At 47.2% G+C, this 15,914-nt stretch carries 17 protein-coding genes; 13 read left to right on the forward strand and 4 right to left on the reverse strand.

Annotated features, from left to right (window positions below; all coding sequences use genetic code 11):
* Nucleotides 1–3 precede the first annotated feature (3 nt).
* Nucleotides 4–207 carry an FmdB family zinc ribbon protein gene (locus CTN_RS06955; protein ID WP_015919860.1) on the forward strand — a complete coding sequence of 68 codons (204 nt, stop codon included), beginning with the start codon at nt 4–6 and terminating at the stop codon, nt 205–207.
* On the opposite strand, the gene CTN_RS06960 is transcribed toward CTN_RS06955, so the two are convergent.
* The 3 genes from CTN_RS06960 to CTN_RS06970 are packed head-to-tail and all read right to left on the reverse strand — an operon-like array spanning nt 204 to nt 3,767.
* Nucleotides 204–698: a methylglyoxal synthase gene (locus CTN_RS06960; RefSeq protein WP_015919861.1), complete on the reverse strand. Its 495-nt coding sequence runs from the start codon at nt 696–698 to the stop codon at nt 204–206. The two genes, CTN_RS06955 and CTN_RS06960, sit on opposite strands and share 4 nt — an antisense overlap.
* Nucleotides 688–2,631 (reverse strand): diguanylate cyclase domain-containing protein, encoded by a 1,944-nt coding sequence (locus tag CTN_RS06965; protein WP_015919862.1) that lies wholly within the window; start codon nt 2,629–2,631, stop codon nt 688–690. Before CTN_RS06965 ends, CTN_RS06960 begins: the two co-directional genes overlap by 11 nt.
* Nucleotides 2,628–3,767 carry an aldo/keto reductase gene (locus CTN_RS06970; protein ID WP_038067805.1) on the reverse strand — a complete coding sequence of 380 codons (1,140 nt, stop codon included), beginning with the start codon at nt 3,765–3,767 and terminating at the stop codon, nt 2,628–2,630. The genes CTN_RS06965 and CTN_RS06970 overlap by 4 nt, the downstream gene beginning before the upstream one ends.
* Before the next feature lie 71 nt (nt 3,768–3,838).
* On the opposite strand from CTN_RS06970, the gene smc reads away from it, so the two are divergent.
* From smc to CTN_RS07015, 9 genes are all read left to right on the forward strand, one after another.
* Nucleotides 3,839–7,351: a chromosome segregation protein SMC gene (gene smc / locus CTN_RS06975; protein ID WP_015919864.1), complete on the forward strand. Its 3,513-nt coding sequence runs from the start codon at nt 3,839–3,841 to the stop codon at nt 7,349–7,351.
* Between the two features lie 2 nt (nt 7,352–7,353).
* Complete coding sequence (locus tag CTN_RS06980) at nt 7,354–7,893, forward strand: NUDIX hydrolase (protein ID WP_038067807.1); 540 nt, start codon at nt 7,354–7,356, stop codon at nt 7,891–7,893.
* Nucleotides 7,890–8,489, forward strand: a complete 600-nt coding sequence (locus CTN_RS06985; protein WP_015919866.1) for a hypothetical protein — start codon at nt 7,890–7,892, stop codon at nt 8,487–8,489. Before CTN_RS06980 ends, CTN_RS06985 begins: the two co-directional genes overlap by 4 nt.
* Before the next feature lie 11 nt (nt 8,490–8,500).
* Entirely contained in the window at nt 8,501–8,914 is a 414-nt protein-coding gene (gene fliS / locus CTN_RS06990) for a flagellar export chaperone FliS (RefSeq protein ID WP_015919867.1), read from the forward strand.
* Entirely contained in the window at nt 8,911–9,750 is an 840-nt protein-coding gene (locus tag CTN_RS06995) for a GNAT family N-acetyltransferase (RefSeq protein WP_015919868.1), read from the forward strand. The genes fliS and CTN_RS06995 overlap by 4 nt, the downstream gene beginning before the upstream one ends.
* Nucleotides 9,747–10,421 (forward strand): YjjG family noncanonical pyrimidine nucleotidase, encoded by a 675-nt coding sequence (locus CTN_RS07000; RefSeq protein ID WP_015919869.1) that lies wholly within the window; start codon nt 9,747–9,749, stop codon nt 10,419–10,421. Before CTN_RS06995 ends, CTN_RS07000 begins: the two co-directional genes overlap by 4 nt.
* A gap of 79 nt (nt 10,422–10,500) precedes the next feature.
* Nucleotides 10,501–10,770: an ArsR/SmtB family transcription factor gene (locus CTN_RS07005; RefSeq protein WP_015919870.1), complete on the forward strand. Its 270-nt coding sequence runs from the start codon at nt 10,501–10,503 to the stop codon at nt 10,768–10,770.
* Between the two features lie 3 nt (nt 10,771–10,773).
* The gene (locus CTN_RS07010) at nt 10,774–10,986 is read left to right on the forward strand and encodes an ATP-binding protein (protein WP_015919871.1); all 213 of its coding nucleotides are present in this window, start codon (nt 10,774–10,776) and stop codon (nt 10,984–10,986) included.
* Nucleotides 10,979–11,329, forward strand: coding sequence for a hypothetical protein (locus tag CTN_RS07015; RefSeq protein ID WP_015919872.1), 351 nt, complete (start codon nt 10,979–10,981; stop codon nt 11,327–11,329). Before CTN_RS07010 ends, CTN_RS07015 begins: the two co-directional genes overlap by 8 nt.
* Before the next feature lie 23 nt (nt 11,330–11,352).
* Here the strand turns inward: CTN_RS07015 and hcp are convergent, their stop codons facing one another.
* Entirely contained in the window at nt 11,353–12,648 is a 1,296-nt protein-coding gene (hcp, locus tag CTN_RS07020) for a hydroxylamine reductase (RefSeq protein WP_038067810.1), read from the reverse strand.
* An 88-nt stretch (nt 12,649–12,736) separates the two neighbouring features.
* On the opposite strand from hcp, the gene CTN_RS07025 reads away from it, so the two are divergent.
* Genes CTN_RS07025 through CTN_RS07035 form a run of 3 tightly spaced genes read left to right on the forward strand, consistent with a single transcriptional unit; the run spans nt 12,737 to nt 15,902 of the window.
* Nucleotides 12,737–13,342 carry a Crp/Fnr family transcriptional regulator gene (locus CTN_RS07025; protein WP_038067813.1) on the forward strand — a complete coding sequence of 202 codons (606 nt, stop codon included), beginning with the start codon at nt 12,737–12,739 and terminating at the stop codon, nt 13,340–13,342.
* Nucleotides 13,343–13,393: 51 nt separating this feature from the next.
* The gene (locus CTN_RS07030) at nt 13,394–15,211 is read left to right on the forward strand and encodes an HD domain-containing phosphohydrolase (RefSeq protein WP_231556097.1); all 1,818 of its coding nucleotides are present in this window, start codon (nt 13,394–13,396) and stop codon (nt 15,209–15,211) included.
* Nucleotides 15,189–15,902 (forward strand): SDR family oxidoreductase, encoded by a 714-nt coding sequence (locus tag CTN_RS07035; protein ID WP_015919876.1) that lies wholly within the window; start codon nt 15,189–15,191, stop codon nt 15,900–15,902. The genes CTN_RS07030 and CTN_RS07035 overlap by 23 nt, the downstream gene beginning before the upstream one ends.
* Nucleotides 15,903–15,914 lie beyond the last annotated feature (12 nt).

Consider the following 15,914-nt stretch of genomic DNA (forward strand, 5'->3'; position numbering starts at 1 on the left):
ACGATGCCCACTTATACTTTCAGGTGTAAAAACTGTGGAGAGGAATACACCACGTTCACCTCTTACACAAGGCTGGAAGAGGTGAAGTGTCCCCGGTGTGGTTCAAGAGAAAAGGAAAGGGTGTACAGGAAGGTCTCCTTCTCCGTTCAGGGTGGTTCTTCTTCTTCGTGTGGTGGTAGCTGTGGTGGTTGCTCAGGGTGTGGTTAGTCTTCTTCTCCCTCGACCACCTTTCTGATCCTTCTTTCCAGTTCTTCCTCGTAATCTATCTGGATCTTCTCGTACACGTCGTTCATGAGAGGTGAGGAGATCAGAAAGTCTGCCGTTGATCTTGTGATGGCAACGGGGATGTTGTACACCGTGGCGATTCTTATGAGTGCTTTCACGTCGACATCGTGTGCCTGTGGTTCCAGAGGATCCCAGAAGAAGATGAGAACGTCTATCTTTCCCTCGGCTATCATCGCACCGATCTGTTGATCACCACCAAGAGGACCGCTTTTCAGCCTGTGCACCTTAAGACCGAGTTTTTCCTGAAGAAGGGCCCCCGTGGTGCCGGTGGCGTACAGTTCATGTTGAGAGAGTGTTCCAAGGTTGAAACTCACCCACTCAAGAAGGTCTCTCTTTCTTCTGTCGTGTGCTATGAGGGCAATTCTTTTCTTTTTGTCCATGAAGATCTTGTACCTTCTTGGCCTATCCATCATCCTTTTCCTCCTTCTTCCTGAATTTGTTTATGTACATTCTTTCATCTGCGACTTTCATGAGCTCCTCTATACTTTCACCATCGTCAGGAAAAACACTGATTCCGTAACTGAATTTCACCAGAAAGCGGTCTTCATCCACGACAACAGGTTCCCTGAAACGATCTTCTATCCTTCTGATCATGGCTTCTGCTCCATTGAAGTCCGTCTCAGGAAGGACTATCCCAAACTCATCTCCACCGAGTCTTCCAACGATATCGGATTTCCTCAAAAGCGTGGAGAGTGTTCTGGCGAACTCCTTCAGGACACGGTCTCCCACAAGATGCCCCTTCGAATCGTTTATGTGCTTGAAATCGTCCAGGTCGATGAAAATAAAGGAAAGTTTTCTGTTGTACCTCTTCGAAAGGTTCATCAGATAAACCAGTCTGCTTTCGAACGCCTCTCTGTTGTAAACACCTGTGAGCGGATCGTGTTCTGCAAGCCAGAGGATTCTCTCTTCACCCTTCAGTTTCCAGTAAACAAGTTCCAACTGGTTCTTCAAAAGTTTTGCCATCTCAAGAAAGTCTCTGTCAGGTTCTCTGCATGTGATGAGAAAGAATGCGAAAGTTTCTGTTTCGTGTTCCAGAGGAATTTTCAGGACACCGTTTTCACATGTGATGGTCTTTGGAACGTCAGACAGACTCTCTTCAAAAGAACTGCCAAGTGAGACTCTGAGGTGATACTTTCCATCTTCCTTCTCATAGAAAGCCACATCTTCTGCGTCGAACACCTCTGCGATCAAGGGCAGGTACTGTTTGAACACATAATCACTCCATCCAAGCGACAGAAGACTGCCTGACAGGTTCAAAAGGAGATGGTAGAACTTTCTGTCCTTTTCCAGAGAAAGAAGGTTTCTTCTTTCCTCGGTTATATCGATGCCGGCCACCATCAAACGGTTCTCCTCGAGGGGGATGAACACCCATCGTACGATTCTTTCTCCTCCGTCTCTGATGATACCTTCGTGCATAACTTTTTCCTTGAAGGCCTTTTCAAAAAGGTCCTTTGGAAAACTCTCAGGAAAGAGTTCGAACCAGTTTCTGTTCAGAAGGTCCTTTCGATCCGTCTTCAAAAGTCTGCATCCTGCTTCGTTTATGTCCTCCACCGTTCCATCTTCCCTCAGAATGATGCTCAAAACGGGTATGTTGTTGAAATATGTGAGAAACCTTTGCCTTTCTCTTCTGATCTGGTCTTCTATTTTTCTTATCTCGGAAATTGGCCTTGCGATTTCCTGTATCAGAACAACCGTTTTTCCTTCATATATGGGTATCAACTTGCTCTCACACGGAACGATCTCTCCGTCCTTTGAAACGAACTCTCTCTCCAGCGGCTCGACAGAACTCTCAGGATATGAAAGCGACATCATCCGGAGTGTGACCGTTTCATCCGAAGAGGAAATGTCTTCGATGGTCTTTCCTATCAACTCTTCCTTTGTGTACTTCAGGAACTTCTCGGTAGCGGGGTTCACCTCGACGATCTTTCCGTTCACATCGTAGAAGATCACCATGTCGTTGTTTTCGTTGAAGAGCCCTCTGAACATCAGGGTGAGTCTTTTCAGTCTGAGCATCACTTTGAAGGTTTCAAAGAAGATCAGGAAAGAGCCGGCCAGGTAGAAAATGAACTTCACCAGATAAAACGAGTCGGGAAAGAGAAAAAAGACCTCCAGAAAGTTCATCAGTGCACCAAGAAACAGCAAAGCAGCACCCATGAACGAAACGTTCATGTCGACAAGATGAAAGAGAACGATAAGAAGAAAAGAAGCAAAAAGAAAAATGACTCTGGAGAGAACGGTTCTCCAGTAGATCTCAAGATCCGTGTGAAGAAAGATTCCGTTCAAAAAGGAATGGATGATGAGAAAAACGGCACCCGCAAGGAGTGCCAGCCAGAGAATCTTCTTCATTTGACCCCTGCCAGCTCCCTGTGGACTCTTTTCAGAAGGTTCGGTATATCGAGTTTCTGTGGGCATTTGCTGAGGCACTCTCCGCATTCAACACAGAAAGAAGCGGCAGACTTTTGACTCTCAAACCATCTGTACGTTCTTCTGCCACCTTCCCAGTCTTCGAACATCACGGTTTCGTTGTACAGTCTGAAGTTTCCAGGGATGTCCACTCCGTTCGGACAGGGCATGCAGTATCCACATTCTGTGCAGTTTATGACTGCGAAAGACTCGAGCGTTTTCTTTATCTCCTCTATCATCTTCATGTCTTCTTCTGTGAGATTGTTCGGTGTGATTTTACTCATGATCTCCACGTTCTGCTTCACCTGTTCCAGTGTGCTCATGCCGCTAAGTATCGTGGAGACTTCTGGATGGTGTCCGAGCCACCTGAAACTCAGCTCGACGGGAGACCAGTCCTTTCCGTACTTTTCAAGGATTTTCATCACTCTCTCAGGAAGCCTTGCGAGTTTTCCACCCTTCAAAGGTTCCATGATCACAACGGCAAGACCTTTTGAGGCAGCATACTTGAGGCCTCTCAGACCGGCCTGGTAGTTCTCGTCCATGTAGTTGAGCTGTATCTGGCAGAAATCCCAGTCGTATCCATCCACGATCTCTTTGAAGACAGGATACCTGTCGTGGAAGGAAAAGCCAGCAAATTTGATCTTCCCCTCTGCTTTCACTTTTTCAAAAAAATCAAAGAACCTGAGTTCTTTTATCTTTTCCCATCTTTCCCTGTTCAGTGCGTGCATCAGGTACATGTCCACGTGGTCTGTCTGGAGTTTTTCGAGCTGTTCATCCAGATATCTGTAGAAATCCTCGTGTTTTTCCACCTGCCAGACGGGAGACTTCGTGGCAAGAAAGACCCTCTCTCGATAGCCATCTTTCAGGGCTTTACCAACGACTTTTTCGCTGTTTCCACCGTGATATGGATAGGCCGTGTCGACGTAGTTCACACCGTGGTCGATCGCATATCTGATCATCTCGATCGCCTTTTCTTCGTCGATTTTTGAGTGATCCTCTCCTATCACGGGAAGTCTCATCGCTCCAAAACCAAGAAGAGACGTTTTCACCCCGGTTTTTCCGAAATCTCTGTACTGCATGCCTTCACCTCCTTCCATGTCAATTTTAGCATCAAAGGATGATAAAATCTAACGTGTAGGAGGGGATCGGTTTGAGATTGAAAAAGCTTTTTTTGAAGGGTTTCAAGTCGTTCGGCAGGCCTTCTCTGATCACCTTCTCCGATCGTGTGACCGCCATCGTCGGCCCGAACGGAAGTGGCAAGTCCAACATCATAGACGCCATAAAGTGGGTCTTCGGTGAACAGTCAAAGAAGGAACTTCGAGCCAGCGAAAAGTTCGACATGATCTTCTCCGGATCTGAAAACCTTCCCCCTGCAGGTTCTGCCTATGTGGAGCTCGTCTTCGAAGAGAACGGAGAGGAGATCACGGTTGCCCGTGAACTGAAGAGAACGGGAGAAAACACCTACTACCTGAACGGCAGTCCCGTCAGACTCAAAGACATAAAAGATCGCTTCGCAGGAACAGGCCTTGGAGTGGACTTCTACTCCATTGTGGGGCAGGGACAGATAGACAGAGTGGTCAATGCCTCTCCGGAAGAACTGAGACTCCTTCTGGAAGAGGCCGCAGGCATCTCGATCTACAGGGAAAAGAAGAAAGAAACGGAGGCAAACCTCGAGAGAACAAAAGCCAATCTCGACCGGGTGAAGGATGTACTGTACGAGAGAGAGCGTCAGATGAAGTCTCTGTATCTCAAAGCAAAGAGGGCAGAAAGGTACAGAGAGTACTCCTCTCAGCTGAAAGAGTTTCAGAAACTCTACTACGGAAACGTTCTGAAGAGGGAAAGGAAAAAACTGGAGTTCTACCAGGAAGAGGAAGAAAGGACCAACAGGAAGATAAGGGATATTCAGAAGGAACTTGTGGAACTCGAGACGAAATGGAGTACTCTGAGAAGTGAATTTGGAGAAATGGATCAGGAGATAGAAAGGTACACAAGGCTGCTCGAGGACTACAAAAAGAGGCAGAGCGATCTGCAGGAGATGAAGAACCTTTATTCTTCGAGACTTTCAAGCAGTGAGAACAGATACGTCGAGATATCCACAAGGCTCGACGAACTGGAAAAAAGAAAGAAAGAGTACACGAAGAGACTGGAGGAGATGGAATACATCTTCAAGGGGATAGCAGGTGAGTACGAGCAAAAGTCGAACGAACTTGCTTCTCTGGAAAAAGAGAAGGAATCCATCCTTTCGAGGTTCGATGAAAAGGAAAAGGAGTTCATGAGGCTCAGAGAAGAAGTATCGAATATAGAAAAACAGATTCTGAAGATGGAAAACGAGCTTCTCAGAATCGGTGAAAACCTCGAAGACCTGGAAAAGAGAAGGAAGATCACTGAAAATCAGATCTCTGCAAGAAGAAGAGAACTTGAGGAAAAGAAAGAAGAATTCAGGGAGATATCAAAGCGAGTGGAAGAGTTCGATGAGGAGGAAAGAAGACTCACAGAAGAACTGAAGGCCGTTCGAGAAAGCATCGAAGAAACAGAAAGAAATATCAGAGAACTTTCCCACGAGATAGAGGATCTGGAAAAGAGAGTAAGAGAACTTCAGTTCGAGAAAGAAATGCTGGAGAGGGAGATGAGGGAATACAGGGGTTTTTCAAGGGCGGTCAGGGCCGTGTTCGACGAGAAAGAGAGATTTGCTGGGCTCATCGATGTGGTGGCGAACCTTCTCGAGGTGGAAGAGGAGTACTCACTCGCCATCAGCGTTCTTCTCGGTGGAATGTCGCAGAACATCGTTGTGAGGGATGTGGATACGGCGAAGGCGATCGTCGAGTTCGTGAAACAAAACACGCTGGGAAGGGTCACCATACTTCCGCTCGATCTGATAGATGGTTCCTTCAATAGAATACCCGAACTGGAGAAGGAAAAGGGATTCATCGGTTACGCCGTAGATCTTGTGAAACTTCCCCCCGATCTGGAGGTACTCTCTGGATTTCTGTTTGGAAATTCCTTTGTTGTGGAAACCCTCGACGATGCGATAAGGATAAAGAAAAAGTACCGTCTCAATACGAGAATAGCAACTCTGGATGGAGAACTGATAAGTGGACGGGGTGCCATCACGGGTGGAAGGGAGGAAAGATCCGGCAACGTCTTCGAAAGGCGAATAAGGCTGAAACACGTAGAACAGGAGATGGAGGAGACAGAAAAATCGATCCTTGAGAAGAAAGAAATACTTGCTTCCCTGAAAACAGAGCAGGAAGATTTGAAAAAACAGGAAACGATCGTTCAGAGAGAGCTTTTTGATCTTTCCAAGAAATCTTCTTCAACGAAGACGATTCTCTCTGAAATACTGAGATCCATAAACCAGATGCAGGACGAAGTACAGAACCTGGAAAATCTCCTCGCGGAGTACAGGGCAAAGGAAGAGGGTCTGAGGGCAAGAAGAGAGAAGATCTTCGAAGAAATGGACGGACTGAAAGAGCGAAGAAAATCACTTCGGGAGGTCCTCTCTGAGTATTCTGAAGAACTGGAAAAAGAAAGGAAGATCATCGACGAGATAAACGAAAAACTTTTTGGACTCAAAGCGGAAGTGGGGAACCTTCTTGAAACAAAAGAGCGTTATGAAAGGGAAATGCGGGACACGCGAAGAACGATAGAGCGCTTCGATGAGGAGATGGAAGACCTGAAATCCCAGATGTCAGCACTCGAAGAAGAGATGGAAAAGTACAGACAGACGATAAGAGAACACGAACGGGAAATAGAGCATCTCAAAAAGGAGATGGACAGCATATTCGAGACCATGCGACTTCACAGAACAGGAAAAGAGGAAAAGATGAAAGAACTTCAGGAGATTGAAAGAAGAATGAACGATTTGAAAGAGGAAAAGGAGAAGCTGAGAAACCACCTTCACCAGGTGGAACTGGCACTTCAGGAAAGCAGAATGAAGATAGCAAACATCCTGGGAGAGTTCTCCGGAGACGAAGAAGAGGTGGAAGAACTTTCCGATGAAAAGCTTGAGGAGATATACAGATCCATGAGAGACCTTGAGAACAGAATAAAGTTCCTCGGTCCGGTGGATCTCACAGCGATAGATGAGTACGAGAAACTGCGGGAGGAATACGAAGAGATCCTGAAACAGAAAGAAGATCTCGAAGAAGCGAAAAGAAAACTCGAAGAGATCATAGAGAAGACAGATCGTGAAGCTGAAAGCCTTCTCTTCGACGTTTACCAGAAGGTGAACGAGAGTTTCAACAGGTTGATCTCACTTCTGTTCTTCGGTGGAGAAGGCAGGATCAACGTGGTTTCCGAGACAAAAAGCATCCTCGACGCAGGTTTCGAGATATCCATAAGGAAACCCGGTCGAAGAGATCAGAAACTGAACCTTCTCTCCGGTGGGGAAAAGGCACTCGTGGGAATCGCCCTTCTTTTTGCCCTCATGGAGATAAAACCAAGCCCATTCTACGTACTGGATGAGGTGGATGCCCCCCTCGACGATTACAACGCGGAAAGATTCAAGATGCTGCTGAAGGAAAACGCCAGACAGACACAGTTCATTGTGATCACCCACAACAAGATCGTCATGGAAGCGGCGGACCTTCTGCACGGTGTAACCATGGTAAACGGTGTGTCGGCCATAGTGCCCGTTGAAGTGGAGAAGATTCTGGAGGTGTGACGGTGAAGTTCTACGAACAGAAAATTGAGAGCAAAAGGGTTTTCGAGGGAAAGATGATAAGCGTGAGGGTCGATCGTGTGAGACTTCCAAACGGTGAGGAGTCGACCCGTGAGGTCGTGGATCATCCCGGTGCGGTCGTGATCGTTCCGGTCCTGGGAGAGGAGATCATCTTCGTCGAGCAGTACAGATACCCCATCGAACAGATGCTCCTCGAGCTTCCCGCCGGGAAAATGGATCCCGGAGAATCACCTGAAGAATGCGCTAAAAGAGAACTCGAAGAAGAAACAGGTTATCGGGCAAAGAGGTTCTCCTATCTTGGAAAGATCTTCACAACGCCCGGTTTCACAACAGAGGTGATACACATATTTGCAGCAGAAGAACTGGAAAAAACCACCCAGAACACCGATCCCGATGAGTTCATCGAGGTGAAGAAAATCCCCGTGGAGAAGGTGTTATCCTTGCTCAGGAACGCGGAGATAGAAGATTCAAAAACGATCTGCGCTTTGACCCGATACTTCCTTTCAAAAGGAGTGATAGGATGAAAATCATTGTGAACGGTGAAGAGATCACCATCGACACGGAGAATGTAAAGACTCTTGGAGAACTTCTTGACCGTGTCAGAAAGGGAAAGGAGAACCTGGTGGTGAAGAAAATCGTGATAAACAACGAGGAATATCCTCTCGCAAGACTGGATGAGTTGAAACAACTGGAGCTCAGTGACGATATGGAGATAGAGCTTTCGCTTTCTCCTTTGAGGGAGTTTCTGCTTGAGACGATAGAGGAGGTGCTCAGATATATAGAACGGGTGAAGCCCCTGCTCGGAAAAGTGGCTGATGCCGTCGTGGCGGGAACGACCGAGGGATACAGGAGCATAAACGATCTTGCAGAGGGACTCAACGCTATGGAGAACGTTCGAATGAACACCATCAGGATCACCGGCATCAGTCCGAAAGAACTGGGTCTGAGCGTGAGCGAAGATCATCTTGTGGGTATTCTGACGGACTTTGTGAACGCTCTTCAGAGTAAAGATCTTGTGAAGATATCCGATCTCATAGATGGGGAGTTGAAGGACGTTTTCACCTATTACGAGGAGTTCTTCAGAAAGGTCGAGGACCTTCTCAAAAGAGAACCATCCTGAGAGGTGAAAGAATGAAGGAGAACACCTACCTTGAAAAGATGGTCATGACAGCAAGCCCGGCAAAACTCGTCCAGATGCTTTATGAGAAAGCGATAGAGGTTCTGAAAGAGGCAGAAAAATTACTGGAAGAAAAGAAGTTCGTCGAGTTCAGCGAGAAGATCACACGAGCACAGGACATAATCACAGAGTTAAACCTTTCTCTGGACATGGAAAAAGGCGGCACCATCGCTCAGAACCTGAGAGCGCTCTACAACTACATGTTCCAGAGACTGGTAGAAGGAAACGTAAAAAAAGATCTTGAGAAGATCAGAGAGGTTGAAGGAATGCTCTCGGAACTTCTGGAAGTCTGGAAAGAGGCCATGAAAAAAGCAGGAAACATAACTCCTTCGGAAAAGAAGCAGGGGGGACTGAATCTCATGGGGTGACCATAAAGAGGGCGAGTGAGGTTTCCGTCATCGACCTTGTGAACCTCGTGAACGAGATCTTCAAAGATTACGCGGTTCCTGTGAACTGGGACGTGTACAACTTCAACCTCGATGTGAGGGAGAATTCCATTTCCCTGGATGATTCTTTCGTGTTCTTCGAAGAAGAAAAGCCGGTGGGATTCGTTCTTCTGTGCATAAGAAAGGACCGGGGAAGGATAGATTCCATGGGAGTTATAAAGCCCAGGAGAGGAACGGGCCTTGCCGATATGATCCTGAAGCACGCTCTGGAACACCTTGTGTGGAAAGGTGTGAAGAGTGTCGTTCTCGAAGTGGTCTCGACGGATCAAAGGGCAGTTAGATTCTACGAGAAAAACGGATTCAAAAAGAAGAGGCATCTTCACAGTTTCGTTCTGGACAGAAACATCGAAGGAACGGGTGATGTGAGATTCTTCGAAACGGACGAAAAAAGGATCCACATGTATTCTCTGAAAGCGAGGACAGACTTCAACAGGAATCCAAACTGGCAGAGAGAGTGTTTGACTCTTCTTCTTGCAGACGGGCGGTACAGAATGGAAAGAGCGAGCTGGAAGGACGGAGAGGGGTACCTGGTCTGGGGGGAAACTCCTCAGAGTTCTTTCATCGTTGATGCCTTCGCTTTCCGTGGCAACATGGACGAGTTCATCAGAGAGTGTGTCGATCATATTCAGAAAGAAAGCAAAAAAAGCCTGGTGACCTGCACGGCCGTTCCTGAAGATGATCCACTTTTCCATGCCCTCGAGGCAAACGGCTTCCAGAGGGTGCTCACGCAGTACGAGATGGAGTTGAGACTGGTTTGAAGAAGGCTGTACTGTTCGATCTGGACGGGACCATTCTCGACTTCGAAAAGAGCGAAGAAACGGCGTTGAAAAAGACGTTTCTGAGACACGGGATTCCTCTCACCGAGGAACAGGTTTTGCTGTACAAAAGCATAAACAGAAAGTGGTGGAAGATGCTCGCAGAAAAGAAGGTATCGAAAGAGGAGGTTGTCGTTGCAAGGTTCGAAGAGTTTTTGGGAGAGATAGGATCTCTTCTGGATCCTGAAGAAGTGGCAAAAGAGTACCTTGAGTTCCTCTCGGAGGAGGCGTACTTTCTTCCCGGTGCAGAGGATTTCCTGAAGGAATTGAAAAGAAACGGCTTCAGAATGGCGGCCGTCACGAACGGTGTTCGTTTCGTCCAGGAAAGAAGAAGCAAAAAACTTGGCCTTGAAAGGTTCTTCGAGTTCGTTCTCACCTCGGAAGAAGTTGGGGTTGAAAAACCAGATCCAAGAATCTTCTGGATTGCTCTTGAGAGGATGGGACTGAAAAAAGAAGACGCGCTCTACGTTGGAGACGATCCGGCGAGCGATCTTGAGGGTGCCAGGAACGCGGGAATCGACTTTGTTCTCTTCTCACCCTCGGGAGATGTTTCAAGAGAATTTCCCGTTGTGAGAAATTTTGAAGAACTGAGAGAAATTCTGAGGATTCTTTGAGATTTCACACAGAAGTTACGTGTCTGGTCGTTGAAATGTTACTTGTATTATTGTACAACTATACAAGGAAGGTGGGAAAATGGGAGTTGAGGAGATCTTCAAGGCGCTTTCATGCAAATGGAGAGTGGAAATACTCAAGGAGATCGCAAAGAGGGACCTTTGTATGTGTGAACTGGAAGCGATGGACCATCTTGATCCGTCAACGCTTTCAAGGCACATAGCCGTTCTGAAGAGAGCAGGGCTGGTGGACGTGATCCGCGAAGGGAAGAGAAAAAGACTAGTCTTGAAAGATCCGCGCGTTCTGGAACTTGTGGAACTCGCGGAGAAAATAGCCGAAGGGAGGCAATAAAATATGGCGAAGAACTGGTATCCAGTGATCGATTACGGTAGGTGCACCGGATGTCTGACCTGTGTGAATTTCTGTCCACACGGCGTTTACACGGTCAGAGATGGAAAGCCATTGGTTTCAAATCCGGACGCGTGTGTGGAATTCTGCAGGGGTTGTCAGAAGATCTGTCCAGCTGGGGCGATAAATTATTCTGCGGAGGTGAACATCGATGGGTAAGAAGGGCCTTCTTCTGTGTGTCTGTCAGGGAACCTGCCCTTCGTTTCAGAAGATGAACATATTCGAAGTGTTGAACACCCTGAGGAGAGAAAAGGCGGTTGATTTTGTGGCGATACATCCTCAACTTTGTGCAGACGATGGTGATGTCTTTCTTCAGGAGCTCCTCAGAGGAGCAAACGTGGAAAAACTGTACGTGGCAGGATGCGATCCCACGATGCAAAGGAAGATGTTCAGGGATGCCTTTGAACTAGCGGGATTTGACAGAGAAAAACACGTGGGTGTTGATATAAGAAACATGACAACAGAAGAAGCTGTGAAAGCCATAAAGGAGGTCATGGAATAAAAAGCCCCGCCGGGCGGCGGGGTTTAAACTTTGAGTATTTCCTTTATGTCATTTTCCGGCTCTGAAATGGTCTTCAATCCGAACTCCGTGGTGAGCACTTTCAGGATGTCTTCGTTCACCCATGCCGGCAGGACAGGTCCAACGTAGATGTTTTTCAGGCCGAGTGCAAGAAGGGTCCACAGAATCGCAACTGCCTTCTGTTCCATCCAGGTGAGAACGAGTGTGAGTGGAAGCTCTGTAACTGGAACATCGAAGGTCTTTGCGAGTGCCTCTGCGATTTCTATGGCAACGATGGTGTCGTTGCACTGTCCTACATCGATGAGTCTCGGGATCCCTTCTATATCTCCAAGATCGAGATCGTTTATTCTGAACTTCCCACAGGCGAGGGTGATAACAACAGTCTCTTTTGGAAGTTTCTGAACGAATTCTCTGTAGTACTCGTTCCTCTTAAACGGAACGTCACATCCTCCGACAACGAGGAAGTGTTTGATCTTTCCGGCTTCAACGAGTTCTTTTATCTTGTCCGCAAGAGAAGCCACAACGGATGTTGAAAAGCCTGTTCTGAGCTTGTAAGCGCCTGGTCTTTCCTCCAGATCGGGAAGGCTTTTTGCCTTCTCTATCACTTCCGTGTAATCGTAGCCTTCTATATGTTTCACACCGGGAAGTTTTGCTATGCTCGTTGTGAACATCCTGTCCCTGTAAGAATCGCTGGGTATCAGCACACAGTTGGAGGTTCCCAGGATGGCGACTGGGTACTCCGCAAAGAGCTTTCTCTGGTCGTACCAGGCCTTCCCGAGGTTTCCTGCGAGGTTTTTGTACTTTCTCAAGCCGGGGTATCCATGTGCCGGCAACATCTCGGAGTGAGTGTAAACGTAGATGTTGGTTCCCTCGACCTGTTTCAGAAGTTCCTCGAGAGCTTTCAGGTTGTGTCCTGTCACGATGATTCCCTTTCCTTTTCTGGTTCCTGTTTCCACCTCGACGGGGGTCGGCTCACCGTAGGTTTCGATGTGGGCTTTCTTCAGGAGTTTCATTGTCTTCAGATTCATTCTTCCTGCCTCAAGGGCGTACTCCACGAAAGACTGTGCATCGAAGTTCACGTTGGTCAGCGTGCTGTAAAGTGCTTTGTCGAGAAAGCCCGCGATCTCAGGGTCATCGTAACCCAGTTCTCTTGCGTGGTAGTAATAGGCAGAGATTCCTTTTATGGCGAATATGAGGTTGTCCTGAAGTCTTGCGAGTGTTGGGCTTTTCCCACAGACTCCGTACTCGGTACAACCCACACCCTTTGCCGTCTGTGAACACTGGTAACAGAACATCTGCATGCTTTTCCCTCCTCTTGTTAAAGCTTTCACGTAGATTATAATTAGGTTGTAATAACTCTGTCCGTAACAATTGTTACGGGGGTGGGGAGTGTTGCTGAAAAATCTTCTACAGCACGGTCAGGTACTCACGTTTAGAGAAGGGGAAATGGTCAGATATCAGGGAGATCCGATAGATGATATCCTTGTCCTTCTTGAGGGCTCTCTGAGAACAGAACACGTCTCTGAGAATGGAAAGGTTCTAGAGATCGATACGATAAGGCCCGTTCAGATCGTGGCATCTGGCCTTGTTTTTTCCAGAGATCCGGTGTATCCGGTGAACGTGATAGCGAAAGAAGATTCAAAGATTCTATCGATACCGAAGGAGAAGTTCCTTGACCTTCTCATGAAAGACAGAAATCTCCTTCTTTTCTTCCTCGAAGATGTGTCAGAGCACTTCAGGATCGTCTCTGAAAAACTCTTCTTTCTCACCACAAAGACGCTGAAAGAGAAGGTTATTCATTACCTCGTTCATCACATGAACGAAGATGGAGAGTTGGTGCTTCCTGTGAGTGTGGAAGAACTTTCCAGAATCTTTGGATGTGCCCGGCCGGCACTCTCCAGGGTGTTTCAGGATCTTGAGAGAGAGGGTTTCATAGAGAAAAAGGGAAGAAGGATAAGGGTTCTGAGAAACCCCCTGGAGGATGGTAAAATCTGAACAAAGGAGGGGGGTAATAGGATCAGGGGCGTTGCTTTTTTCTTTCTGATTCTGTCTGTTTTTGTCTTTTCTCAGCATCTTCGAATAGCCCTCGATGAAGATTACGCTCCTTTCTCCTTTTACGATGAAAGCGGAAATCTTGCTGGCATCTCCGTTGATTTCTGGAAACTCTTTTCTGAGAAGACAGGGATAGAGGTGGAACTCGTCCCAGTGAAGTGGCAACTGGCTCAGCAGATGGTCCTCGAAAAAAAGGTGGATGCCATCGATCAGATATTCAAAACACCAGAAAGAGAAGAGTTTCTCTCCTTTTCTAAACCCGTTTTTGAGATGAGATCCTGCGTGTTCTTCAGAAAAGACCTTCCTGTGAAAACCTTCTCCGATCTTTCTTCGTACGTTGTTGGTGCCCTCAGAGGAGAAGGCATGGTAGATGTCCTTCTTAGGAAGAACCCGGATGTGCGATTTGAATTTTTCGATAACTATTCCTCCATGATGGAAGCTCTCAAGAAAAGGGAGATATCCGTTTTCCTTGGAGACGACGTTGTTGCAAGATACTATCTTTCAAAAGAGGGACTTCTTTCTGATTTTCTAACACTTCACCTTGAAACGAACTATCTCCACGTTGCTGTTTTAAAAGGAAACGAAAGCATCCTGGAAACCGTAAACTCGGGCTTGTCCCTTGTGTCGGAAGATGAGAGGAACGAAATCATAAGAAGGTACATCCCACTCATTGTGGTAACACCACCGTGGTTGATGAAGGTGGTCTTTTACGGTTCTGTCCTGTTCTCAACAGCCCTCGGGATTTCTCTTGCCTTCGTTTACCTTCTCAGAAGAAAGGTGGAAGAAAAAACCCTCCAGTTGAAGTTGAAAAACGAAGAACTCAAAGCCCAGAACGAAGAGATAGAGGCGCTCTATCAGGAGGTCTCGGCGAATCAGGAAGAGATAGAAAGGCTCTACAGCGAGATCAGAGAACTGAACGACAGATTCAGGCACTCGATCAAGGAACTTTCGAAACTGGTTTTCATAGAGGATACTTCGAAATTTGCCTCTGAACTTGCAGAGATAATCAGAGATCTTATTGGGGCAAAGAGTGTGAAGGTGGTGCTGGACGATCAGGTGATCGGAGAAGCGAGTGGAGAGACCTTTGAGATCTCCCATTCAAAGGAAAGTCACGGTTATGTGGTGATAGAAGGTGACCTGGATGAGGACGAAAGGGAGGTTCTTCAGGCCTTTCTGAACATCGTCTCTGCCATTCATACCTACATAGAAATGGTGAGAAAGGAAAAGAAACTGCACAGAGACATCGTGAGAACGTGGGTAAGGGCACTCGAGTACTACGATTATTACACGAAGGGACACTCTGAAGAGGTGGCGTATTACGCTGTTGAGATTGGAAAGATGTTCAACGTGGATGGAGAAAAACTGGAAAAGCTCTACTGGGCAGGGCTCCTCCACGACATCGGAAAGATATACGTGCCTCAGGTTATTCTGAACAAGACAGATAAACTCAACGAGAGTGAGTTCGACGTGGTCAAAATACACCCTGTGAAAGGGTACGAACTGGTCAGGGAGATAGATGGTTTCGAAGATGTGGCACTCTGGATAAGACACCACCATGAAAGATGGGATGGAAAGGGCTATCCCGATGGTCTAAAGGGTGAGGAGATAGAGTTCGAAGCACGCATTCTGTGCGTGGCAGACTCGTATCAGGCGATGAGAAGCGACAGGCCGTACAAGAAGGGAAAGACCGTCGAAGAGTCAATTCAGGAGTTACTCAGAAACGCTGGAAGACAGTTCGATCCTGTGATCGTGAAAAAATTCGTCGAGTTTCTGAGGAAGGGGGGAGATCTTGGAACTGGGCATCAGGGGTAAAAGAGCCCTCGTTCTTGCGGGAAGCAGGGGAATAGGAAGGGCAGTTGCAGATGCCCTGAGGGAAGAAGGTGTCAGGGTTGTGGTCTGTTCAAGAAACGAGGAACTGTTGAAGAAAACAGGACACGAGTATGTGGTCTGTGATCTGAAGAGAGAGCCAGACAGGTTGTTTGAGAGGATAAAAGAGGTGGACATCCTCGTTCTGAACATGGGAGGACCAAAACCGGGATACCTCGACGATCTGACGGATGAAGATTTCAAAGATGCCATCGACGGTCTGTTCCTGAACATGGTGAAGATCGTGAGGAACTATCTTCCCGATATGAAGAGAAAGCGCTGGGGAAGAATCGTTGCCATCACTTCTTTCTCCGTGGTCTCTCCTCTGGAGAACCTCTACACTTCGAACTCTGCAAGAATGGCCCTCACTGGTTTTCTAAAGACCCTCTCTTTTGAGGTGGCCCCGTACAACATCACCGTGAACTGTGTGGCACCCGGCTGGACCGAAACGGAGAGAGTGAAAGAACTTCTCGATGAGGACAAAAAAAGACAGGTGGAATCACAGATTCCCATGAAGAGGATGGCGAAACCTGAGGAGATAGCAAACGTGGTGGCCTTTCTGTGTTCTGAGAAGGCTTCCTACATCACGGGACAGACCGTTGTTGTAGATGGAGGCCTTTCGAGATTTCCCCTCTGAAAGAAAAAAGAG

It is taken from the genome of Thermotoga neapolitana DSM 4359 (assembly GCF_000018945.1).
Classification (GTDB): Bacteria; Thermotogota; Thermotogae; order Thermotogales; family Thermotogaceae; genus Thermotoga; species Thermotoga neapolitana.

What these genes read in the sequence shown, in the direction of transcription:
- CTN_RS06955 (WP_015919860.1), top strand. Translation starts at nt 4, where the DNA reads ATGCCCACTTATACTTTCAGGTGTAAAAACTGTGGAGAGGAATACACC.
- CTN_RS06960 (WP_015919861.1), bottom strand. Translation starts at nt 698, where the DNA reads ATGATGGATAGGCCAAGAAGGTACAAGATCTTCATGGACAAAAAGAAA.
- CTN_RS06965 (WP_015919862.1), bottom strand. Translation starts at nt 2,631, where the DNA reads ATGAAGAAGATTCTCTGGCTGGCACTCCTTGCGGGTGCCGTTTTTCTC.
- CTN_RS06970 (WP_038067805.1), bottom strand. Translation starts at nt 3,767, where the DNA reads ATGCAGTACAGAGATTTCGGAAAAACCGGGGTGAAAACGTCTCTTCTT.
- CTN_RS06985 (WP_015919866.1), top strand. Translation starts at nt 7,890, where the DNA reads ATGAAAATCATTGTGAACGGTGAAGAGATCACCATCGACACGGAGAAT.
- fliS (WP_015919867.1), top strand. Translation starts at nt 8,501, where the DNA reads ATGAAGGAGAACACCTACCTTGAAAAGATGGTCATGACAGCAAGCCCG.
- CTN_RS07005 (WP_015919870.1), top strand. Translation starts at nt 10,501, where the DNA reads ATGGGAGTTGAGGAGATCTTCAAGGCGCTTTCATGCAAATGGAGAGTG.
- CTN_RS07010 (WP_015919871.1), top strand. Translation starts at nt 10,774, where the DNA reads ATGGCGAAGAACTGGTATCCAGTGATCGATTACGGTAGGTGCACCGGA.
- CTN_RS07015 (WP_015919872.1), top strand. Translation starts at nt 10,979, where the DNA reads ATGGGTAAGAAGGGCCTTCTTCTGTGTGTCTGTCAGGGAACCTGCCCT.
- hcp (WP_038067810.1), bottom strand. Translation starts at nt 12,648, where the DNA reads ATGCAGATGTTCTGTTACCAGTGTTCACAGACGGCAAAGGGTGTGGGT.